General features: G+C 38.8%; 17 protein-coding genes. 1 reads left to right on the top strand and 16 read right to left on the bottom strand.

The genetic code is table 11. From position 1 onward, the window contains the following. Positions 1–332: 332 nt before the first annotated feature. The 8 genes from BM257_RS12995 to BM257_RS14970 all read right to left on the bottom strand — a co-directional run bounded on the left by BM257_RS12995 (position 333) and on the right by BM257_RS14970 (position 7,495). Positions 333–749, bottom strand: coding sequence for a hypothetical protein (locus BM257_RS12995; RefSeq protein ID WP_092073529.1), 417 nt, complete (start codon positions 747–749; stop codon positions 333–335). Beyond that, positions 749–1,300 (bottom strand): Panacea domain-containing protein, encoded by a 552-nt coding sequence (locus BM257_RS12990; RefSeq protein ID WP_092073526.1) that lies wholly within the window; start codon positions 1,298–1,300, stop codon positions 749–751. Before BM257_RS12990 ends, BM257_RS12995 begins: the two co-directional genes overlap by 1 nt. Before the next feature lie 1,259 nt (positions 1,301–2,559). Next, positions 2,560–3,423, bottom strand: coding sequence for a nucleotidyl transferase AbiEii/AbiGii toxin family protein (locus BM257_RS12980; RefSeq protein ID WP_092073520.1), 864 nt, complete (start codon positions 3,421–3,423; stop codon positions 2,560–2,562). 4 nt (positions 3,424–3,427) lie between these two features. Beyond that, positions 3,428–3,988 (bottom strand): type IV toxin-antitoxin system AbiEi family antitoxin domain-containing protein, encoded by a 561-nt coding sequence (locus BM257_RS12975; protein ID WP_255405834.1) that lies wholly within the window; start codon positions 3,986–3,988, stop codon positions 3,428–3,430. Positions 3,989–5,253: 1,265 nt separating this feature from the next. After that, positions 5,254–5,475: a hypothetical protein gene (locus BM257_RS12965; RefSeq protein ID WP_143096862.1), complete on the bottom strand. Its 222-nt coding sequence runs from the start codon at positions 5,473–5,475 to the stop codon at positions 5,254–5,256. Between the two features lie 227 nt (positions 5,476–5,702). Continuing rightward, positions 5,703–5,966: a PqqD family protein gene (locus BM257_RS12960; protein ID WP_092073511.1), complete on the bottom strand. Its 264-nt coding sequence runs from the start codon at positions 5,964–5,966 to the stop codon at positions 5,703–5,705. 63 nt (positions 5,967–6,029) lie between these two features. After that, positions 6,030–7,334 (bottom strand): radical SAM/SPASM domain-containing protein, encoded by a 1,305-nt coding sequence (locus BM257_RS12955; protein WP_092073508.1) that lies wholly within the window; start codon positions 7,332–7,334, stop codon positions 6,030–6,032. Between the two features lie 11 nt (positions 7,335–7,345). Next, entirely contained in the window at positions 7,346–7,495 is a 150-nt protein-coding gene (locus tag BM257_RS14970) for a hypothetical protein (RefSeq protein ID WP_177216128.1), read from the bottom strand. 127 nt (positions 7,496–7,622) lie between these two features. On the opposite strand from BM257_RS14970, the gene BM257_RS12950 reads away from it, so the two are divergent. Continuing rightward, positions 7,623–8,609, top strand: a complete 987-nt coding sequence (locus BM257_RS12950; RefSeq protein WP_092073505.1) for a glycosyltransferase family 2 protein — start codon at positions 7,623–7,625, stop codon at positions 8,607–8,609. Positions 8,610–8,940: 331 nt separating this feature from the next. Here BM257_RS12950 and BM257_RS12945 read toward each other — a convergent pair whose 3' ends face one another. From BM257_RS12945 to BM257_RS12905, 8 genes are all read right to left on the bottom strand, one after another. After that, complete coding sequence (locus tag BM257_RS12945; protein ID WP_255405836.1) at positions 8,941–12,246, bottom strand: SIR2 family protein; 3,306 nt, start codon at positions 12,244–12,246, stop codon at positions 8,941–8,943. A 259-nt stretch (positions 12,247–12,505) separates the two neighbouring features. After that, positions 12,506–13,189 (bottom strand): putative phage abortive infection protein, encoded by a 684-nt coding sequence (locus BM257_RS12940; protein ID WP_143096861.1) that lies wholly within the window; start codon positions 13,187–13,189, stop codon positions 12,506–12,508. A gap of 318 nt (positions 13,190–13,507) precedes the next feature. Further along, positions 13,508–16,801: an SMEK domain-containing protein gene (locus BM257_RS12935; RefSeq protein ID WP_092073496.1), complete on the bottom strand. Its 3,294-nt coding sequence runs from the start codon at positions 16,799–16,801 to the stop codon at positions 13,508–13,510. Positions 16,802–17,054: 253 nt separating this feature from the next. After that, a complete protein-coding gene (locus BM257_RS12930; protein WP_092073493.1) occupies positions 17,055–18,014 on the bottom strand; it encodes a DUF4435 domain-containing protein in 960 nt (319 codons plus the stop codon). Further along, positions 18,011–19,150, bottom strand: coding sequence for an AAA family ATPase (locus tag BM257_RS12925; RefSeq protein ID WP_092073490.1), 1,140 nt, complete (start codon positions 19,148–19,150; stop codon positions 18,011–18,013). The genes BM257_RS12930 and BM257_RS12925 overlap by 4 nt, the downstream gene beginning before the upstream one ends. Further along, a complete protein-coding gene (locus BM257_RS12920; RefSeq protein ID WP_143096860.1) occupies positions 19,143–19,496 on the bottom strand; it encodes a hypothetical protein in 354 nt (117 codons plus the stop codon). The genes BM257_RS12925 and BM257_RS12920 overlap by 8 nt, the downstream gene beginning before the upstream one ends. A gap of 508 nt (positions 19,497–20,004) precedes the next feature. Beyond that, positions 20,005–20,808: a putative phage abortive infection protein gene (locus tag BM257_RS12910; RefSeq protein WP_177216126.1), complete on the bottom strand. Its 804-nt coding sequence runs from the start codon at positions 20,806–20,808 to the stop codon at positions 20,005–20,007. A 40-nt stretch (positions 20,809–20,848) separates the two neighbouring features. Further along, positions 20,849–21,877, bottom strand: a complete 1,029-nt coding sequence (locus BM257_RS12905) for a hypothetical protein (RefSeq protein ID WP_092073478.1) — start codon at positions 21,875–21,877, stop codon at positions 20,849–20,851. Between the last annotated feature and the right edge of the window lie 129 nt (positions 21,878–22,006).

Genomic DNA, 22,006 nt, shown 5'->3' with positions numbered 1-22,006 from the left:
AAAACAGGGATCCCGTAGGCTTTGTTTAATTTTTTGAGGTCAGAGATAGGGAAAAATCATTTTGATGATTTTGGGTTGAGTTGCAGGGGATTGGGAGCTAAGCTTGCTTAAGCGCAGAAGCACATGCAACACAACATAACTGTGATAACAGTTCTATCTATGACCGTTAATTTTGAATAATTTCTTCGACGAGCGAAGCGAGTTGAACTCGATTACTTTGCGACGCAAGGAGCAAACTCCTTTCTCTGCAAAGCGTTTCAAAGAAACGATGACTTCGACCGAAGGGAGAACCCCTTCTCACGAAGCGTTTCAAAGAAACGATTATAAGCTTTTTAATAGAAATATAGCCTTTTATGCCTCTCACTAATCACCTTAGACTCTCGCACCATCTTTATCACATCAGTGATATGCTCCTCCTTCATGTGTCCTATCACCTGTGTCGTTTTGTTCCGTATTCCTTCAGAGATGTCAACTAACCTGCGTTCTATTACACTTGATGCACAGAGGAACGAATCATATTTCAAAAACTCATAATCCCTTTGTAATAATAGATATTGCATATTCAGCTGTTCCTGTTTGTTGAAAATAGCAGGATGGATATTTGAGTTAATAAAGAAAAAACCGCAAACCTTGTCCTCGCTTATACCCATCACCACAAAAAATTTCCTATGGTCTATACCGTCAAACTCCGACAACAATATATCACCACGCTGAATACTGTCAGCTATTGCTTCAACAGGTATTTCCATTACATCACAGCCTCCTCGGCAGTCATCTGATCCTCAATATACTTGATGTAGTCGTCCGAGTCACCCATTTCTGTCAGCCGGTCCCTTACACTAATCACACCATTCTGAGCCGTATTTGACCATGCGTAGCCATGCGAAGCCTCTGATACCTCATTGAAATCCTTGTCCTTTAACTGATCTATATACTTGTCCAGTATCTCCACATCGCTCTCCGACAGATGACTCATATCCGGACTAGCCACAGCTGTGATATCTTTGTTATTCACAAAATAGAAGCAGTTGCGCCTTACGTCATCCACTTGAGAAGCAAAATAGCTATCACCTCTCACAGCTTTAAATAGGTCGTAGATGCACGTAGGTACTGGTCCGAAGTCCATACGAACATATGCATCACCCGTTATCGAGCGACCATACTTCGACAGATGTTCGTTATCGGCAAAATACAGAATCTTGTGACAACGATGTATATCGCAAGAGCCACCCATTCTTTTTAGGATATAAAGAACAGCTTGGATGGCAACATCCTGCTTAAACAACTTCGTTTGTTTCATATTCCGACAGTATATACTTTTCTGTTTGCAAAAATACAACTTTTCTTCAACACATAAAGGATTTCTTTATAAATTAACACTTTTTAGCCCCCTATCTCCCCCTCCACTATCTTCATCCTTCCGGAGTCCGTAGGATTTGAATTATCTAAAAACTAGGAAGTCCGTAGGCATTGATTAATCTAAAATACTAGGGAGTGCGGCAGCTTTGAATAGCTCAAAACAGGGATCCCGTAGGCTTGAATAATTTTTTGAGATGGTTTGGGATGTAACATCATCGAAAAGATGATGCATGATGGTTTGAGTGTAGGTGAGCCAAGCTCGCTTGAGATCACAGACAATCAAAACAGCATGGGAGCTGCCGATAGGCAGTTACATCCCATACCATCGTTAATTTTGAATAATTTCTTTGCGACGCAAGGAGCAAACTCCTTTCTCTGCAAAGCGTTTCAAAGAAACGATTACTTCGCACAACGTGCGGATCCATAAAGGGAGCACTAATGTAAAATTTTTTAGGTTCAAACTAATTTGAACCGATGTTTTTTCCTGCAGATGTTATAACCTTTCGAAGAAAAGGTGTAGGAATTAAAGTGATATAGACTAGGAAGCTTGCTTCCATAGGCAATAACACTTGAAGGACTACGAAAGTCTGTCAAGACTTATAACATCAGCAGGGGTTTTTGGGGTTTTTGTTTTTTCAAATATTTTCGCTATCCGGAACATCCGTCTCATCCGTGTTCAACTTCACCATTCACCCTACTTCAGCCATCACCTTATTTACTTCCCTTTCCCCAACCACCATGATTCTCATGGCGGAAAGGGACATAGGTTTATAGCAATAAGGGTATAGGTCAACCAGTTACCTCCTCTACCCGAGGGACATCCATCCCGTAGAGTGCATGGTAAAGTGCACTATATCGCTTCAAAGTTAGTGCAAAATTTCGATTAAGCAAAGAAAATGAGAATGTATTTTCATTTTTGAGCGTGAGAAATCGTATCTTTAGCACGCTTTGTACCTTTAGGTCAAAGAAATTTATCTAAACCGAGCAAAATACCAAATAAATTTGTATTTATTTTGATTTTCGAGGTGCAGCCTAACTTCGATTGAAAATCAAATATACTATTTTTCAACATTAAAACCAAATTTTAATGTCAAAAAATACTATGTTCTAACAAAAAAAGACACCCAGCTTTCAGCATAGGTGTCTTCATTATAGTCACTATTATCCATTAACTATTATCTGTAAATATTCTATAAGCTACTAACCCATCATCCCCTGCAGCCGTTCCTTAACAACACTCATCACCTCATCAAACGACAATTCTTCTTTATACCTTATCTTCTTCAGGTATGTCTTCCACATCTTCTGGCGCATTTCGTCCTGCGCAAACGCATCAGAGAACACTACATGCCCTGTATCCAGTTGCGTCCCTCGGTTGGCAAAAACTTCCATCACAGCTTCCTTCAGCAACTCATTGTCCACCTTGTCCGCTTTAAGTATTGTGTACACGTCAAAAAAATCCTTCATCCTGCTGTTGATTGTTCCTCGGTCTATCATCGTTTGGAACTTTTCCGCCACTACCGTCTCCAGAGAATAAGCTTTAACATTCACTGCCGGTAGACCCTCTATTAGCAACGGATAGTCCAATTGTACAGGCTGCGGCACTATCACATCACCAAATCCTACGTCAATCGAAAACGGCTGCACAATAGTATCCATGTGCGCTATCATGTGAACACAAATTCCATTGTATTCCTTCTCTACAGCAATATCTTCCAGCCAGATATTATCTTCACCACACTCAAATGTCACACCATCCTCTTCACACTCTATGCTGCATATCTCCAGCATAATGTGCTTGATTTTCTCCTTATCTCGACTGATATGGTCGCCCAGAAAGTCCATGTCACGTGTTGGGCGGGCCGCAAACCTTTCATAGGCGAACAACAATGCGCCACCTTTCAAAAAGAAATTCTCCCTGTACGCACTCAGAGACAACCTATATAAGAACCTTTCTTGCACAAAGCGAAGCAATATCAGATTATAATCTGTACCTTTCGTTTTCCGTGCTAGACTCAACAATTTAGTCCTGTTCGATTTCCCATAATTCTTTATCTCCCCCATTGCCTTATACCATTACATTCAAATACTGCGTCATTCTCGAACCAATACGCATCTTCCTTGCATATTCAGTTAGGCGGGCTATATTTCGGTCTTTGCGACTTAGGTAGGTCCGCAGCACTTCAGTCATCACGTCCATTCCTACCTTGTTCCTAAAGCGTACTACATCGCACACCGACCGTTCTATATCGTATATACGCAACCTATGTCCTGCCACTTCAGATTCCACCACACCCATCTCGTAGTATTTCTGCTCCCAGTAGCAAAGCGTAATAGGCGGGTATTCCGGTACCACCACCTTCCTGTGCTTCTCTACTGCCACGTAAATCGAGCCCGGTATCTGAGTAGTCAGCCCATAATGATCCCACGCTGAATAAAGACACAGCACACCGCCAGGAATTATCCGTTCTATATCCACCATAGTGTCAGAAAGACCCTCCTCTGTGGCATACACGCCATTCTTCAGCCTTACCACTTCGCCCGCATCTATGGCTTTGCGTACAAAGTAGTAACGACCTTTCTCGTCAATGTCACGAGGTGTAAGTATTCCCTTCGGCGTCGTATCCATTACACTTTTCAATTACTAATTTCTGTTTGCAAAAATACGGCTTTTTTTTAAATTAGCCGTAGATTTTGCAAATTTTCTTTCACAAATTATCAAAAAATTGGATCGCAGAGCATCACTTTCACTGATTCACATGTTTATTCTCCGTCGCCAGCAGTTATTTATACAACTCATATTTTCCTTTCAGGACGAAACTATGTAATTATTACCAAACGCCTATTTAATTATTTTAGATGGTATTGGAGTGGCGTAGCTTTGAATTATCTAAAAACTAGGAAGTCCGTAGGCCTTGAATAATTTTTTGAGATGTGACAAAAGACCGGGGAAGCAAAGCTTCAACGGCAAGGGTAAGACAGAATAGAAGAGCCAAAGCTCGCTTTGAGCTCAGCTCTTATGGCTTGCACTTGAGAGAGGCGAACAGCCTCGGCTTTTGTCACATCGTTAATTTTGAATAATTTCTTCGACGAGCGAAGCGAGTTGAACTCGATTACTTTGCGACGAAGGAGCAAACTCCTTTCTCTGCAAAGCGTTTCACAGAAACGATGACTTCGCACAACGTGCGAATCCTTTAAAAATCTGTGACAAAAACGTTCAGGCTGAGGAAATTTGTTTTCACTGTTTTTGCTCTTTTCTGAGATAGAATCCCTGAAAGGGATGATGATATTAGGGGTAAGCTTATCTGGGTGCTTGCACACAAGTAAGAAGACCACTAATAACATCAAAAAGCTCTGACAAGAGTATTTATCTCAGAAAAGAGAGTTTTTGCGGTTTTTGTCAAATCTCAAACATCATCCCTCAGACATCAACCATCAGACATCTCAGGGATCTGTGTGACGAGACACTGACCCCTGTCTTTCGCCTACTGCTTGATGTCAAATCACTTTCATTTGCTAATCCGTGAACGAGAAGAGCCTGTTGGTGACACCATCAAGCGCATAGCCAGTTCATACGTGTATTAATATAATCGCAAATATGGTCGCGATGGTCACCTCTTCAAAGAACGTTTCAAAAGTGAGCCTGTTAACGACATAGAATATTTCACCACCCTGCTCCGTTACATTCACCAAAACCCAGTCAAAGCTGGTATTGTTACTGAGGTAAAAGACTATGAATATAGCAGCTGGAGCGAATACGATGGTCCCGTTGAACCTGTCTTTCAAATCTACGACACACGAAGTGTCTTAAATCGTATTCCTTTCAAGGATCTCGAGGAATGGGTCAACGTCCCTCTGCCAGATGATGTCCATTGCCTCGATATTGAAGACTCCTCACGCCTCCGCCCTTCTGATGACCAAGTCATGATGCTTATAAAAACAAAAACAGGCGCCACTAACAGTAGCGCCTTCCAGCTGCTTGACGATGCCACCAAGCAACAAATATTCCTGGAACTCAAAGACAGTGGAGCCTCCCTGCGCCAACTCGAACGCCTTACCGGTATCGGAAAAGGTGTCATTCATCACATCTGGACAGCAGGGGAATAACCCTTTCACTTTTTTCATTTTTCCCTCACGCTGCCCAATGCGAGACACTGTCTGTCCCCCTGTCTTCAGTCAAAGATTTATTAATAACATGACATCGCGTCGTCCCGCGATACCAAAACCTAGGAGAAATCGCGGTTTCTGCGATTTCGAGTTTTCCCCTCCCCTGAGGGTGAGGGGATATAGGGAGAGGTGGAGCCCCACTTTAGAAAAGAGGGGACGGGGGAGATTAGAAAAAACTACTCACACAACCCATTCACCTTCAACATATTGACGAATGCATTCACCTCATCTTCAGCCTCCTGAGGTTCCACATCATATTGTGACAACAACAGACTCACAATGGCAGGCACATCCTTCCCCTCCTGGAGAGCCTTGAGGATGACAGCCCCCGACTCATTCAAGTTAAACACCTGTTCAACCGTCTCCGTCTCAGTGTTCTTGGCAACAGCCACGAACTTATCAGCTACCTCCTGTATAGAAAACTCATAATTCAGTTTCATCTTCCCATCTTATTTATTAGTTATTACATCATCCATCAGCCATCAGCCATCTTACATCATACATCAGACATCTTCCTTCTTCCATCTCTCATACTCGTCTTTCATCGCCATAATGGTGTTATGAATCATTTCCTTCTGTAATTCAGGAGTGCATTCCCCCTTCTCACACACCTTAAGTCTAAAACATTGAGGATAATATGGACAGGTATTGCAAGCCTTAATGTCGGCAGGACGCTCCTTGAATCTGCGCAACACTTCCTTGTCTTTTTCTTCGCTGTCAATATGACCAAAGAACTCACGATCAACAAAGTGTTCACACTTTCCTAAATGCCCATCAGGAATAATTACCACATTTCGATCATTATCCGCCATACAAAGACTCAGTTTGATTTCTTTCTGTAGCTCTTGCTTCCCTCTGTGGCCAAGCTCATCTATCTGCCGTTCCAACTCCATCCGCTGGTTGTAAAGGGCTGCAGCATCTTCGAGAGTACGCTTGCAGTATAGTTCACGAGAATAAATTATCAGGCGCTTATTGACCCCAAACCTCTTGTGTAGCAAAGATACCAATTCTGACATTTCTTCGATATTGTGCTTATCCACATTCAAACGTATTTGAACACAAATACCAGCATCCGTCAATAATTGGATATTCCTCAATACCCGTTCAAAGGCATTCACATCGCCATAGATATAACGCTTGACGCGATTATAAGTTTGTTCTGTACCATCGAGCGTTATCTGAACCTGCTTCAGCTGCCACAAGTCCTTAGCCCGTTGCACCATCTCAGCATCAAATAGATAGCCATTGGAAATCATCGCCGATTTAAAGGGAACATCATGCTCTTTGAGTTCCGAGCAGATTTGGTCAATCACGTTGACGTTATATAACGGTTCACCACCAAACCAACTGATTTTGACGTTCTCCTCCCCACGATGCGCTAAAACATAACGAACCACCTTGCTGGCGGTATCCGTGGTCATCGTAACAGGTTTCGTACCTTTCTCGTAGCAATAGAAGCAACGGGCATTACAGCCAGTTGTTGTCAGAATGGTATAGCCTGTGATAGTTTTTTGAGGGGATATGAACAACTGCGCCGTCTGTCGTATCTGTTGACATAACATGCGGTCATCATGCAGCTCAGGCACTAAGAACCAGTTATCTATCAATTCCTGCTGTGTAGTAAGTTGCGCAGCCTCTTCGTTCGTCAGCAGCACCATACAACACGTCAGTGTATGATAAAGCAATACCCCGTCACTGACAGGGCATTGTATTACGTAAGTCATCAGGCGATAGACCTGACCCTCTTTGCGTTGCTGTTTGCCTACTACTTGATTAACAAACGAGGCTGCAGGAGCGATGATTTGCACGTCTCAAACAGCTAATCCTCAAAAATGAGGTCTTCAAATTCACGAGAGGAGCCATAGTCTGTATAGCCATCACAACATCCCGAACCTGCTAAAATACGTACTTCCGTATTTAGCTTGATAGCCTCCATCTGAGGCTTTTCAAATTTCTTTTTCTCTGCCATGATTTTATTTGTTTATGGGTTACTAATTCTTTTTCGGGCCCAAAAGTACAAAGTTTCCGCTAAACTACCAAATAAAATGTCTCTAAAATGGTAACGTGAAGAAAAAAATCGTAACTTTGCACTCAATATGGAGCAACAAAAGGGTATCACCATATCAATCATCATTCCCGTCTATAACGTTTCGGCTTATATAGAACGGTGTCTGAGGTCTGTCATTAAACAGACCTACGACCACTTTGAGTGTATTCTGGTAGATGATGCCTCCCCAGACGACAGTATTGCCAAATGTGAGCGGATGATTGCTGATTATGACGGTCCCATCCAATTCCGTATCATTCATCATGAGCATAACAGAGGACTCTCTGCAGCAAGGAACACTGGTACTGATGCTGCCACAGGTGATTATATTCTCTATGTCGATAGCGACGATATTATCAGCAATGACTGCGTGGAAAAGCTGATGGCACCTGTATTGAATGACAATAGCATTGAAATGGTTCTTGGCAAAACAATGCGATTTTCAGATGAAGGACTATCAGTCCAAACTATTAGATTGGGTGGTTCAAAGAAAATAATAACTTCGCATGAGGAAGTACGCAACACCTTTTTCGACAAAAAGCACCTTATTCCGTATTCAGCTTGGAACAGAATGATAAGCAGGGAGTTTATTAATAAACATCACCTCAGATTCGAAGAAGGTAAAATATGGGAAGAGATTCTTTGGACTTTCTTTGCAATGAAAGACCTTAGTCATATATATATCATACCTGATTTTACCTATTTTTATTACCAACGCCCAGATTCTATCTGCGGTAGTTCTGGAAAAGAAGTGTTATCAAGCCAGAAATGTATTGTATATGATATTATCTCTATGAATTTCACGCCTGACGATGAAGGAAGAGAAGCAGCATATTACGTTAGGGATTTTATTCGTAATTACATGAGACTCCGCAAAGCCAAAGATCTTCGTGCCACCGCCCAGCGTTTCAGTAAAGCCCTTCCTTTTAGGAAATACCCAAAGGAGAAGACACTCCTTTGGGCAGCTATGCTCCTACCCCACAACCATTGGGGAAAGGAAATCTATAAATTCATTGTAAAGACATTAAAAAAGTAAGATCGCAAGTTTGTCGGCAGCAACCGCCGCCAGTGACCAGCCCCGACCAAACGCGACATCCCCCGACCCAGCTCACGAAAAGCTGAATCGGGGGATGCTCATATACCAACAGTGCTCAACGGTCCACCCGTTGAGATAGTCACCAAGCCCTGCGGAGAGATGTAGGGCGTATCGTCTTAATAATACCTCATGCTTATATTCAGCTCTTCCATCACCAATCCTACGGGCACACCTTTCCCGTACCCAATGAACCCGCCAAATCCGAAGTCCTTTCTTCTATTTCCCGTTTGCAAATTTACAACTTTGTTTTAAAACTCTGAACTAAATCTGTTTAATTCTCATAATAATACACTCTCTTATACCCACTCCAGAACTTATCTCTGCATCCCCAGTTGGCTAGAGTGTCTGTTATGTCCATCAGACATTTCTCGGCTATCTCCTTCTCGCAGCCAATCATATCCCATGCCTTTTGCATATTTCCTACCGGAGAGAAATAAGGTTCATATACTCTCAAAATCGCAGCAAGCAACTCTTTAAATTCATTCGTATTGAAAAACTTCGCATAACGCCTGGTCACCCATGCAATATGTCTGAATAGAATGCTGAGTTCTTTCGTGCCGTGGGCAATGATTCTGCCTATCAGCTGTTCATATACTAAACGGAAACTGTCAATACCAAATATCTCTATTTCAACTATGATTCGTCTGATAGCTCTATACACCTTATCGTCGGCAATGAGCTGATAAATATCTTTCCCAAAATAGCACAGGTCATATATAGCGAGAAGGAGTTTCGTCGTATCCTGATAATCATGACACTGCCCGAGTTGCTTTCTGTGACGATGAACAAATATACGCATATCCGACACAATATCCCTGAAATTATTCTCTGCCGACAGCCATCCATTATCTTCTTTTGAGCGTCCCTGCTTATTCAGCACCCGATCTATCTTGCCAAGAATCACCTTCATGTTTTCATAGACCATCATAGTTTGTTTCTCATTAAAAGAAAGATATTTGTCTATAGTGCTTACATTCACATTTCCTAGTCCTATGCTAACACCATCATTGTTAATACCCGAGTGCCAGAGGTCCTCCCCTTGCAAAAAGTGTTCCTTAAAAGAAGACACCAATGTCGAATAGCCTTTAATCCTGTATGCATAGCCCTCTATCAAGAACCCATCACGAAGAGCCCGTTGTTCAAATTTCCCATACATTATCTCCTGTTCATCCTTGGGCAGAAGCTTTATCATATTGAATGCTACGAAGCATCCTTGCTGACTGTTGGCTTCGATAGCCTTATCAGCATAAGTATGATACAAATGAACCAGCTCTTTAAAATCCTTCTCCGAAAGTCCCTTGGCTGACGATATAGCCAAAGAATTAAATCGCCCTGTAAGGTCATCATCTATCGTCTTAACATTTAGGACACGCTTTAGCAGCCTCAACTTCAACCCTTTTGAGGAGATTTTGTCAAGCCCATGTGTCACCAGCTTATACAAGGACTTATTGTTATCCGAGATACTCCTATAACGGTCAGCCACATCAAGTATCCCCTCTGCATGAACAGCCAGTTGACGTGCCCAGTATTTCTTATTCACCGCAGGCATTATCTCTGTTGCAAATTGCGCCATACGACCCTTCAAGTAGTCAGGCGTATTTTCTGACACCAACGATACGATGATATTTTGAATTACGGATGGCAGCAAGTCCTTTGCACGTTCATCATACATCATCTCTTGTGCCACGGCCTTAAGCACATTCGTCTTTCCACCACGTACTATCGTACAGAATATCAAGACAGCCCCGTAACGACTCTTCAAGGCTCTAACTAACTCTAACCATTCTGCATCCTTCAAGATCGAGCGACTGGCAAAACAAACGCCCAGTTCCACGAAACTATTCAACAAAACTGCCCCATTGACAACATCCGCATCATAGCCATCCATATATATTGTCTCCGAAACGTCACCATAGGTAGATACCTCTTCATGCCTACGCATGGACTCCAGATAAGCACGACAATACTCGTTCAAAGAGAATAGCCTTGCCTGCTGCCTATATTCGTCAACCTTTTTACTGAATGCACGATGCTTATTACTCAATATCCTCAGCCAATCAGTTGCAAGGGCAAACTCCTGAAAAGAATTAAAATCAGAAGCCTCACATGCAGTCGTTGATTTCTCTTCCGAGCGAATCAAAGTCAACAAAGTGTACTGCCTTACATAATCTATTCCTGTACGAACAGCCATTGAAAGTAAATCATCAGCTGTCGGGAAATGATAATTAAAAAGCCCCAACATAACACGCGTATAATCATCCAGCTCTTTCAGCGCCCGCCCTTTCACAGGAAGATTCTTTAGCAAGACTATTCGACTAAGAGCATCATCGAAAGCCGCCTTTATCTCATGGTCCGACTCTCTTTCCATTTGCTCCCATTCGTTTTTACCACATGTCACATCTATAGGAATCATGGAACACTGGACTGCTGCTGCATACAAAGCCCTCTCAGCCTTCTCCGATTTTTCCGTCAGATATTCATGATTATAAAGCTGCACATGGTTAGCGACATAATGGACAGCAGACTGAGGTAAGTGGAATTTATGACCTTCTGCTAGACGCAACAGATCCATGGAAGTCTGTTCCACTATAGATTTCTTTGCGCCTCGTGGACTTCGAATCACGTCTATGCTATTCCACAAATCGTTGAATTTTACAGCATCATCATTGTTTGCCGGTTGCACATATTCCAAAAAAGACTTGATGCGTTCTTCGTCTTTTAAGCAGTTCGGGAACAAATCTTTCAAGATGACAGGTTCAATGAAATGATTCCTCAGCATCAGCTTCATCTCCTGTGGCATTTCATCACTACCAGAGTAGATGAAATAGGACTGATGCTTCTCACTATTCCCTAAGCGAACCCTAGTTTTATCTAATACATCTTTCACCCAGTTAATCCAAGCTAAGAAGTTGGCATCACCTCCAGAGACTCCCATAATGCAGAAACGATTTCTAAGCAAGTCTATTCGCATCATACTTACAAAGGCACCATGCTTGTCATTATATGTATCATAATCCTCTTGCGTAATAATATATTGCGTATGAGCATCACCGTCAAATCCATAATCCGTAGCATTTGGTTCTCTAAGACTTCCATGAATCTTATAGATGCTCTTCTGGCGAGCAGACAAAGAAATATCATAAGAGTCTTTCACCACCTTATAATATGTCTTCAGATTTCGTCTATGTGTTTCTAAGAGGTCGTTAATTTCACTTATTCTTGCCTTTCGTTCTCTTGCCTTCTCTCTTTCTTCCTCCTCCTTGTTACCATTTGATTCCTGCTCAGTATTCTCTTGGTCCAGCAAAGAGTCTAATTCGCTCGTCAAATGTCTTATTTCACCTTCCAACATCTGTCGAGCATCATCACCCAGAAAATACTCAAGCGCATTATCATAGTTAAAGGTATATATATTCTGTACGTTCAGTTTCTTTAAGAGCTCATGGCACTCAGAATGAACAACATCACGTTGTTCCTCCCCGCCAACGAAAAGCATCGGTTTTCCTCCAACAGTCTTCAGATAAGGAGTCCTTTTCTCAATATACGTGTCTATCGCTTCATGATAGCCTGCTTTTTTCACCAAATTAGATGCCAGGCCAAGATATCCTAACTCTTTTTCGACTTTTCTAAGCACCTTCTGTTTCTTTGCTTTAGTAGCTTTACCGCTGTCGCCATATAAGTTCCACGCTGCATCTTCTAGAAGTTCACCCCAAAACGGATAGGCATTATTGTTGACATTTCGACTAAATCCAGCCCCTATCAAAAAAGACATTTCGCCCACCTCGATATATCTTTTTATATTATCCAGAAATTCTTTCCGATTCATGTCATTATAAATATTATTCCTCTGGAATTGTTTTCACGAATGCCGAATTAGCATAACTTCCTAAATCCTCTTTTACTGTTATAGGAAGATCATCCCGCATATTCTTCAACATCGCATATCTTTCAATAAGAGGCTTTAATTTTTCCTCTCCATAGTCCGATAGACCATTGTAGTATATCCATAATAACTCATATCTTGAGAGCAATGCCCTTAGAATTGAGGTATATCTATACTCTGACTCATAGTTCGACAATTCTTTCGATGTTTTTACAAACTTCAAGATCCTATAAAAGAGCCTGAAATAATGGTCATAATATGTAGGTATATCTGATTCCATATAACCTTTCCACCCAAGATAGGTCAAAATTCCTTCTATCCCAATATACTGCTGATCCAAAAATGGATTATCACTTTTTATATTCGAATGAAGGGGTACCTCTACAAACGTATATTTAAAGATTTCCCTACCCACGACCTTTATACCGTCCTGACCCGTATAACTGAGATTATTCACAACTTCTTGAAACTGGCTTAGCATATTGAAGAAAGTATTTTCAAACCGCTGAATTTTCAGAGTTTCATTCTGTTTTTCATACTCAGCCGTTTGTTCCTCCATTTCTTTTCTTGTAAGTTCCAGTTCCTTCCTTTGAAGTTTCAAATCTTGCCTTTGAAGTTTCAAGTCCTTCCGCTGAAGCATAATTGTGTATATCAATCCAGCAAAAGCAAGTCCAGAAAACAATGCATTCACTGCGCCAAACTGATCCCCAAAAGTACCTCTGGCTTCTTTACTATATGGTAGAAATATAAGAAAAAGATTGGCACAAAACAAAAACAATACCAAGCATAACATAATGCCCAGTAGATTATTTCTTATCCAAACTAATTTCCTTTTGTTTATAATGCACATTATCTTTCTAATTTATCACATTCTTCATGCGCTCGACCTTTGGACGCTGATTCGAGTTTGCAAGTCATGAGAACCCAAATTTGCCACAGCCTGTCCCATGGCATCAGTTTAAAAAAGAGAAATAATTACATTTCGACATTCCTCTTTTTGTTGTTCTGACTCTATTTTTTTATACTCTTCGATTGCTAAAGACAACATTTCTTTGTCTCTGAATTGTGGATTAACTAGCTTTAAGAGCACTATTTTGTCGAAAACGTCCAGCGAGGAAGACTTTACAGATTCTTCAAAATCATCCATTTTAAAAGGCTTCTCCAACTTAATATAACCATAATTTCTAAAAAATTCCTTTTTTAGCCAAAAAATTATTTCCTTATCTATTTCATCTTTAGCAAACAGATGTGACAATGCATATATTTTAGCCGAATTTTGCTTTAAATTTGCAAACCAATGAATCGTGTGACCATATTCCATCAAAAGTTTCAATTCTTCATTATTATGAATTAAAATCTCTTTCGAATCAGTTTTATCAGCAGCTACTACCATATTGCAAAAATAGGCAAAAGAAGATGACTTATTACCTAAGAATGGTTTGAAATCTGCAGGTCTAAAAGGACTATCTAAAATCGTTATTTCCTCTTTATGCATAATTGCATATGAAGTAGTATTTGTTATAATCCTGTATATTTCAGTATTGTTAATTTCAAGAATCGGATATTTCTCTAAACCTCGAGAATTATAGTTTTCAAGTTTTACCAATTGGTTTTCTATTCTTTTTAAATTAAAATCAGGATAGTTCTTCTTAACAACTTCATAATAAGCCTTCAGGTTATCAACATTACCTAATCCCCAAGAAAAAACATAGAAATTTATAAGATCCTTTTTTATTTTATCGTCACTTATTAGTTTGATAGAAAGGAGCATATTTTCTATATCATCATTAAAACAACAGCAATACTGAGTTGGTAGATGACCTTTATATTTTTTTGAGAACTCAGATGAATTTACATATTTCACAATTTCCGAGCGGAACTCTGAAGTCTTTACAATATATGCAACAGGTAGAACTGTTCTATACTCATACATATATTCTTTCATCTCAACATGATTGCCATGCAAGATTGACAACAAATAATCATAAACATCTTGATTATCCGAAGAATTCATTAATATAGAAATTAATCTTTCTGATAATAATGGAGAGGTATTAGACTTTAATCTTTCATCTATTCTATCAAGAATATACTTCCGATAAATTGTCGTAGTTAAAAGCATAGCAAAACATCTCTCAGAGATATAACCCGTATGATAGCCTGTTTTGGGAGTATCAATTGATGACAAGAGTTTAAATAAGTTATTTACTACTGTTTTCAGCATATCAAATTCTATTTCTACATCTTCATTCAATATCTGACAAACAAGTTGTATCGGGCGAGCGGTTCCTGGAAGAAGCTCTTCAACATTCAAAATTTCAGAGACAAACTTTGTTACAGAACTGCGTCCAAATCTACCTGGCTCATTTAATTTAAATAGCGATGCCGCCAATTTTATAACTTCCGTCCAACTATAATTATAAATATAGTCTTTAAGATTAGCTATAATACTCCCTTCTTTCCATTTCGTTTTAAATTCTATGGCAGCATAATATTCTTGAAAAGTAAGATGGACAAAGCCAAATAATGGTAAACCGTTTTCGTCATATCCTTTCTCAAAAAGAAATCCTGCGTCTTCTCTTAAAAAAGAAACAATATCATTAATATCCTGTTTCAACTCTTTAGGAGATAGATATGGGTATATTTTAAAATATTCTTTCTTTATAATGGCTCTTAATTCATTTTCAGGTATTAGACCTGAGGCATAATTCTCATGAATATGGAAGGCGATAATCGCCAATAGTTCTATCAACGTTTCGCGATCTATGTTATTATTCTGATTAGCCCTCAGTTGAACCCAATTATCCAAGAGAGTTGATGTTGAGATATCATATAATTGTGCTCGCTTTTCCGGTAATTTACACCCCTGAAAATAAATTAATGCAATGATTGTCATTAACAGCGGATTACATGCCAATCTATAGACAGACGAATTCTGTTTAATACTTCGATATAAGTTTTCTGCCTCTTGCGAAGCATAATCTTGGTTTTTATCTGAATAAAAAGCTATTGATGAATACCAGTTATTAATAAACAAAAATATTTGATCGTCAGAAAATTTTTCCACCTCAAAATGGGAAAAACCAAAACTTAACCGAGTCTCCTTATAACCGACTATTCTTGATGACACGACAATCTTTATTTTAGGATATTGGGCAATAAACGAATTTATTTTATCAACAACGGCATGTCTTTTATTAGTCACATTAATTTCATCCAAGCCATCAAACAAAACAATCAATTCGTTATTTTCTAAGCCTTCCGAAAATAACAACCCATATTTAGTATTACTATCAATAATATATTCCGATAAAGTTCGTCCTGTATCTGAAAGATACCTTTCATACTCAGTAGCTTTTATAAGTACAGGAATGAATGACTTCAATTCGTTACTACCTGCTCTCTGGGAACATACAGAATATGCTAAGTATTTTAATGATGTAGATTTTCCAGAACCAGGGTCTCCCAAAATTACTAATCTTTCATAGTTCTCCAATGCTGTTACAATATCACAGGAGAACTTTCCTCCCTTTGATGAAACCTCGTCAGCATTGTTCGAAACATCAACCTTAAATGTCAATGGCACATATATTTTGTCAATATTCAATCTTACCACAGTATTATTAACACGTGGCGAAAAACCTTTGACATCAAAGTAAGTATAAAGTTTTGTGACATATTGATCGTACTCATATAATCCTTTGCAATATGAATTCCATTTATCATATTCACCTCTATTATCTGCAAATTGTTTTTCAAGCAACTGACATACAGTTTTTATCTTTTGAATGTCGTTCATTTTATTCAATTTAATAAATAAGTCTGTTTTGTCAATTATGCTCTCTGCAGAAAAGGAAAACTTACTTCCTATTATGTCATTTAAAACACTCTGTTTATATGTTTTTTGTTTTTCTGTTATAATGTATATGTACAACGTGTCATAATCTTTGTACAATTCATTATCAATAAAGCCTGACAGAGTTTGTTTAATTTTCTCTAAATGAGGCGATGATGTCACTTGTATGGCGATTCGTTTGGTCTGATCTCTAAGATCGATACTTGGATAATTCTTTTTCTCCTCATAATTAACATTCTTCAACTCACAATCAAAAATGACATTTAGAATCTTTATTAAGATATTCTCAGCATGCACATTTATACTAAAATCCCCATTAGAATTGAGAATTTTAACTTGTTCCGTAAAACGAGAAAACAGTTGAGATATTCTATACAATAATTCCTGCTGATTCATAGTATTTGAAATTATTAATATTATTAAAGTAAGAGAACATTCGCATTATTTGACTTTAATATTGGAATTTGTTGTTTTAGATAGTATTAACTGAATAGTCTTTTTTAACCTTGAACCATAATTTCTCAATTGGCTGTCCCTTTGGCATTCTCCTTATTTTCCTTTTTCCAGAATAGAAATTGTAAAAGCGAGCCATTCTGTAAAGATTAGCCTTTAAGAAGCCCTGTGTGCTAATAACGAGAGGGGAATATATTCAATGAGCCATCATTGTAACTCCTGTTGTAGTTGTCCATCTGTCTATATTTTGGTAAAGGCACATATTCCTAATGTCTGCTACAGATATCTCCTTCGTCATGAAAAATGTCATCCACATCTCTGAGTAGTGAGACTTATCGATGAGCATCTCTGACAATAATGACAAAAAATCATGCCCCCGACATACATCATATACTGAACGGTGATTAATGTCATATTTGTATCTAATCATCCAGCAATAGACTAACAATCTGAAGTGACAACATCCTGATTGTTTTTCAGCAATATGGAAAAGTCGGTTCTCCCATCCATTATACAGGACATGTTGTTTTTCATCCCAACAATCGTGAGCTACAAAGTCAATCCTTGGCAGTTCAAAATGAGAATCTACGATGCGCAACGACCCCATATAGCGTGATACCATACAACATTGTTCCCAGATGTCTCTATACCAATCGCCACATTTCTTATACCAATGTCCGTTCTTGAACCATTTCTTATGGTCAGGTTTCATTGTGCTTACAATCTCCTGTCCTAATGCATTCCTCAATGCTGAGATGGAAAGAAATGTCATCTCGAGGTCACGCAAGTCTGTTTCAAAAATGTTTTTGGGTAACGGTTTCCTACTGTCTTTCTTGAAAGGTCGCCAATCGCGGTCGATAATGCCGATAATGCGTTGTGTCAACCCCAAATTCAACAGATTGTTAACCAACTCCATCACCACCTTGTTGCCACCATATAGTTTACCATCCTTTCCCTTCTTACCAACTTTTACGACCTTGCTCCAAGTCATATTGAACATACGTTCATAAAAGTATGGATCTGCATTACCTTCTACTAACACCCACAGGGTAACAAGCCCCATAGGCGAGTTAATAGCCAGCTTCAGGTCTGACTCCTCATTGGGCGGTAATGAATGAAGCTTTTGTAAAGAATCCCAGTGTTTAGGTGCACTCATTCTGATTGTTGCGATTGTGTAAACAAATCTGTAGCCAATTCAAACTTTCCCTCGAATACCTGCGTAGAGTGGGTAGCAATCAGAAAAGCACACTTACGCATATTCTGCACAGCCTTTATGTTGTTCAGATACTGCATCTGCCACATTAAGTGAAACGAAAGTTCTGGCTCATCAACAAGAACCAATTGATAAGGAATCGGTGAAAAAAACATAGTGTAAATCTGACTTATAATATGTTTTTCACCCAATGAAAGCTGACTGAATCCCAACATTGTCTTATCCTCATTTTGAGCATAAAACTGCAAACCGTTAGCCATCGTTATACGAAAGGTCTTACCTAAAAATTTACTCGACTCCATAAACATCTGGAAGCCCTGCAGTCTCAGCAACAATGTCCCACAATTATTGATAGCCCTTTCACAGCCTATCAACAGGTGATCAGAAACATTATTTTCATTTTCTAAAACATCTAGGTCAATTGGAATTACGACATCGCAATCACTTAAAAGTTTCATTGTCTCTTTCACCTTGTTTATCCGCTCTTCCATGCTTCCACTCCATCCAACTACAGCACCTGGAGGCATAGCAAAACCTTCCGTAAGCTTTGCTTGTATGGTTCTTAGTACGTTTATAATAAACTCTGGGTGAACCACTGCATCGTCCACATTCTCCTGTAACCGATGATCGGAAATATATAAACATTTATGACTATTAAAATACATTTCCATATTAGGCATACACACTGGAATTGCTAATTTCAGACCATCTTTATAAGCCCATTCTCCATGTTCCGATACAGGTTTTTGCCCTTTTGTCAAGAAGTCACATGATATTCTTACTGTTTTCTCTGCTGATATATCACTATCTACCTCGGCAACTTCAAAATCCACCTGTTGTGATACCATTAGCCGACAAGAATCAAAATCAAACGTCATAGTTTCGAACGGGAATGTCGAAAAAGCACCTAACTCACCCTTATAAACATGAGCAACACTTTTCAATATGGTTGATTTTCCCATGCCATTCGGACCTGTAAGAAACATCATATTTTGAATTGGATTGCCTTCACTAGCAGTCAGGTCAATCTCATAGTCGTATAATTGGAATAGTTTTTTTATGGATATATGTTTAAGCATTTTCAAAAAGAGTTTTGAGTTTACCGCGTACTATTTTATTTACTGTAAGAAAAAGTTCAGTATCTTTATTTTTCAAGCCATCTGCAGTATATACTGCCTTATAACTAGGATAATCGCTTCCTTTACTTTTTAAGTTATGACAATTAAGAGCCCTGATATTTTCAGGGACGACTTTACCTCCCAAAGAAGCCGGAAGAATTAAGTCGACTCCCCAGCCATACATACTCCCATACTGTAAGAACATGTCTTTTTGTATCCAGGCTCCACAAGCATCCTTCCGAAAAATGTCAGCATCAAAGCCTTCCACCGTACGGGCCTTCTCCCATGCAGCAGCTATTGTTTCCATATCTATGCTTACATTTACCATACTGAATTATTCTGCAATTGTACTTTGCAAAAATACTAATTTTCAATGAAATTTCCAAAAATAAGTCTAAATTTGCTCTAATTATTTAACTTTTCGGCTCACTAATCCCAATCCTCATACTTTGGAAGTTATACTCATTCAAGTTACCGGATAAAACCTCTTATGCGTCTTCCTGTACCATTTATCGAAAGTCGGAAAGTCAACTTCGTGCTTTGTACAGGACTTCTCTATCAAGATGTTCTTGGGAAGACCTTTGGTCTGATACAAAAAACAAAGGTTCTCGAAAGCTTTACTGCTGTATACCATTTGTCTCATTCTTAAAACGAGACCAAAGGTATCACTTTCCCAACTCATACACAACACGTCAAAATTGACAGCTTACCCCCGTTTCAAAAATAACGGGGACTCATCCCTCTGTTTCCTTGTTAAGACCTATAATATATTTTTAATATTCAAGTCATTATTGATATATATAATCAAATAAAGACTATTTCTTTATGCTATTGTGGTCAATCAAGAAACGTTTCCTTTCATCGCGGGTGAGGAATTTGAAATCTGTATGAGGATAGAAACGGAAGTGAGATCTATCTATCAGATAATCAGGATTTAAATTCTCAAATACTTGATATTTATCCAAGATGTCCTTAAAATGTAAATATTCATTTTGATCCCTTCCATACTTTGAAATGGCATTATAGAAAAGCAATGCAAGTTCTTCGTCAGACAGTTTGGCACAAAGTAAGTCTGTATATTTCCGGCTTACATCGTAGTTATTCCAATAGCTAATAGCAAACTTAATGGTATTGTATACAAATCTGAAGTAGAATCCGATATATCCATTGTCATCAATGAAGTCCTCATAACACTTTGCCACAACCCCTTGAGTAGCCTCGACCTGAGATTGCACGTCATCCGAACCAATTATCATCTCATCTTTTGATGTAAAAGCAGTCATTATAAAGAGCTGATACCATTTGAAAATTGAACAGCATTTACTTTCCTCCTCCAATTTTATGACAGCCTCTTTTCTTACTTGATCCAATGATAACAGCAGGTTAAAATAAGTTGTCTCAAAAGATGCTTGATTCTGTAATTCATTCTGCCTTTCAAACTGTCTATATTGCGTAGCAAATGTCTTCCACATCAAGAGGAAAGAAACAAATGACAGTAGCACGCCCAAAGTACCCGACAAAAAGTCGCCAATATTTCCCATGGTATCTTTCGAGAATGCACCATTATCCCAGTCAGCCTTTGAAATCAGCGAAACCGCTATCGTGACAAAACAGATCATTGTCACGAGAAACGTAAGCAAAAGAAATATGTGAGAAAACCTATTTTTCATCCTTAATACTATTCTCCAATTGCTGTTTTATATCACTGATCAAAATATTAGCTTGCCTGTCTACAGAAGCAAAAGTCGGATAATAATTCCTATCCAACTCTACCTCATTAGTAATATCAAGATACGTACCCAGCTTTCCTATATCTTGCATTGAGATGGTTCTCGGTGCTCCACCTATTTCGACTTCAAACTTGACATTCTGGTATTCTACTCCGGAAACTGAACATATATTCGTTCTCTTTCTGATTTTCTTTTGATCAAAAGACTCTTTCACTTTTTGAAACCATGACATGATATTTATACTCTTGTTCCTGGGAGCATTCAGTGTTATTTGCATGTTATGTATTTCACCATCATTAAGATTACCGTCAGAGAGCTTTGACGGAGTGATATCAGTTAATCTGACATGATTAAAAATAACCTTTTTAGCACCACCAATTGTATTGATATGCCTTTTCAAAACAGACTCGAGAGCCATCGGTTCAATCGTAATAACAAAGTCTCTTATATCAGCACCAATTTTACCAGAAATAGCCTCTCTCAACTTTTTCTCGAAAACTGTCATAATGCCCAAATTACTGATCCGCTCTAATATGAGAACCGCCTTTTTAGCACCTTGAGGCACATAAAGCATAAAATAGAAAGGTCGTAATAATGCATCTTTTTCTTTTTTCTCCTTTGTTTCACCAGTCTCTACATTTACGATATTCTCTTCCGTGCCATACTCTCCTGATTCAATAAATCCTGTAAGATAAGGCTTCCGAGGATTTAAGATATCTTCTCCCTTAGAACTTTTCATTATCCTAAAGAAACGTTTTTCAGTCTTATCGTTTTTCTGAGACAGATTCACTTTTTCCTGCTCTATTTCTTTTTCATACTTAATAGAACTAAGCATATCACAGGCTATATCATACAAATTTTTACCATTATCGAAATCCGTCAAAACAAGCCTGTCATCACGATTACCTAATCTATGAATAGTAATTGAATAAAGTGCTAAACTATATGTCTGCGCCATAATTTATTTTTAATTTTCAGATTGTTTTGTTGCAAGAAACCCATAAAAACGGTTGTGGCCAACTTCTGGGGTTCACTTCAGTACCCGTCCCCCTGTTCCTCATAAAGAAATTTGTTGATTAATAGTTTG

Source organism: Prevotella sp. tf2-5 (genome assembly GCF_900115435.1).
Classification (GTDB): domain Bacteria; phylum Bacteroidota; class Bacteroidia; order Bacteroidales; family Bacteroidaceae; genus Prevotella.
The sequence above is the reverse complement of the archived record's forward strand: the minus strand, read 5'-3'. Positions and strand labels throughout refer to the sequence as shown.

What these genes read in the sequence shown, in the direction of transcription:
- BM257_RS12920 (WP_143096860.1), bottom strand. Translation starts at nt 19,496, where the DNA reads ATGGAAACAATAGCTGCTGCATGGGAGAAGGCCCGTACGGTGGAAGGC.
- BM257_RS12960 (WP_092073511.1), bottom strand. Translation starts at nt 5,966, where the DNA reads ATGAAACTGAATTATGAGTTTTCTATACAGGAGGTAGCTGATAAGTTC.
- BM257_RS12975 (WP_255405834.1), bottom strand. Translation starts at nt 3,988, where the DNA reads ATGGATACGACGCCGAAGGGAATACTTACACCTCGTGACATTGACGAG.
- BM257_RS12980 (WP_092073520.1), bottom strand. Translation starts at nt 3,423, where the DNA reads ATGGGGGAGATAAAGAATTATGGGAAATCGAACAGGACTAAATTGTTG.
- BM257_RS12930 (WP_092073493.1), bottom strand. Translation starts at nt 18,014, where the DNA reads ATGAGTGCACCTAAACACTGGGATTCTTTACAAAAGCTTCATTCATTA.
- BM257_RS12990 (WP_092073526.1), bottom strand. Translation starts at nt 1,300, where the DNA reads ATGAAACAAACGAAGTTGTTTAAGCAGGATGTTGCCATCCAAGCTGTT.
- BM257_RS12950 (WP_092073505.1), top strand. Translation starts at nt 7,623, where the DNA reads ATGGAGCAACAAAAGGGTATCACCATATCAATCATCATTCCCGTCTAT.
- BM257_RS12905 (WP_092073478.1), bottom strand. Translation starts at nt 21,877, where the DNA reads ATGGCGCAGACATATAGTTTAGCACTTTATTCAATTACTATTCATAGA.
- BM257_RS12935 (WP_092073496.1), bottom strand. Translation starts at nt 16,801, where the DNA reads ATGAATCAGCAGGAATTATTGTATAGAATATCTCAACTGTTTTCTCGT.
- BM257_RS12910 (WP_177216126.1), bottom strand. Translation starts at nt 20,808, where the DNA reads ATGATCTGTTTTGTCACGATAGCGGTTTCGCTGATTTCAAAGGCTGAC.
- BM257_RS12995 (WP_092073529.1), bottom strand. Translation starts at nt 749, where the DNA reads ATGGAAATACCTGTTGAAGCAATAGCTGACAGTATTCAGCGTGGTGAT.
- BM257_RS12925 (WP_092073490.1), bottom strand. Translation starts at nt 19,150, where the DNA reads ATGCTTAAACATATATCCATAAAAAAACTATTCCAATTATACGACTAT.
- BM257_RS12940 (WP_143096861.1), bottom strand. Translation starts at nt 13,189, where the DNA reads ATGCTTCAGCGGAAGGACTTGAAACTTCAAAGGCAAGATTTGAAACTT.
- BM257_RS14970 (WP_177216128.1), bottom strand. Translation starts at nt 7,495, where the DNA reads ATGGCAGAGAAAAAGAAATTTGAAAAGCCTCAGATGGAGGCTATCAAG.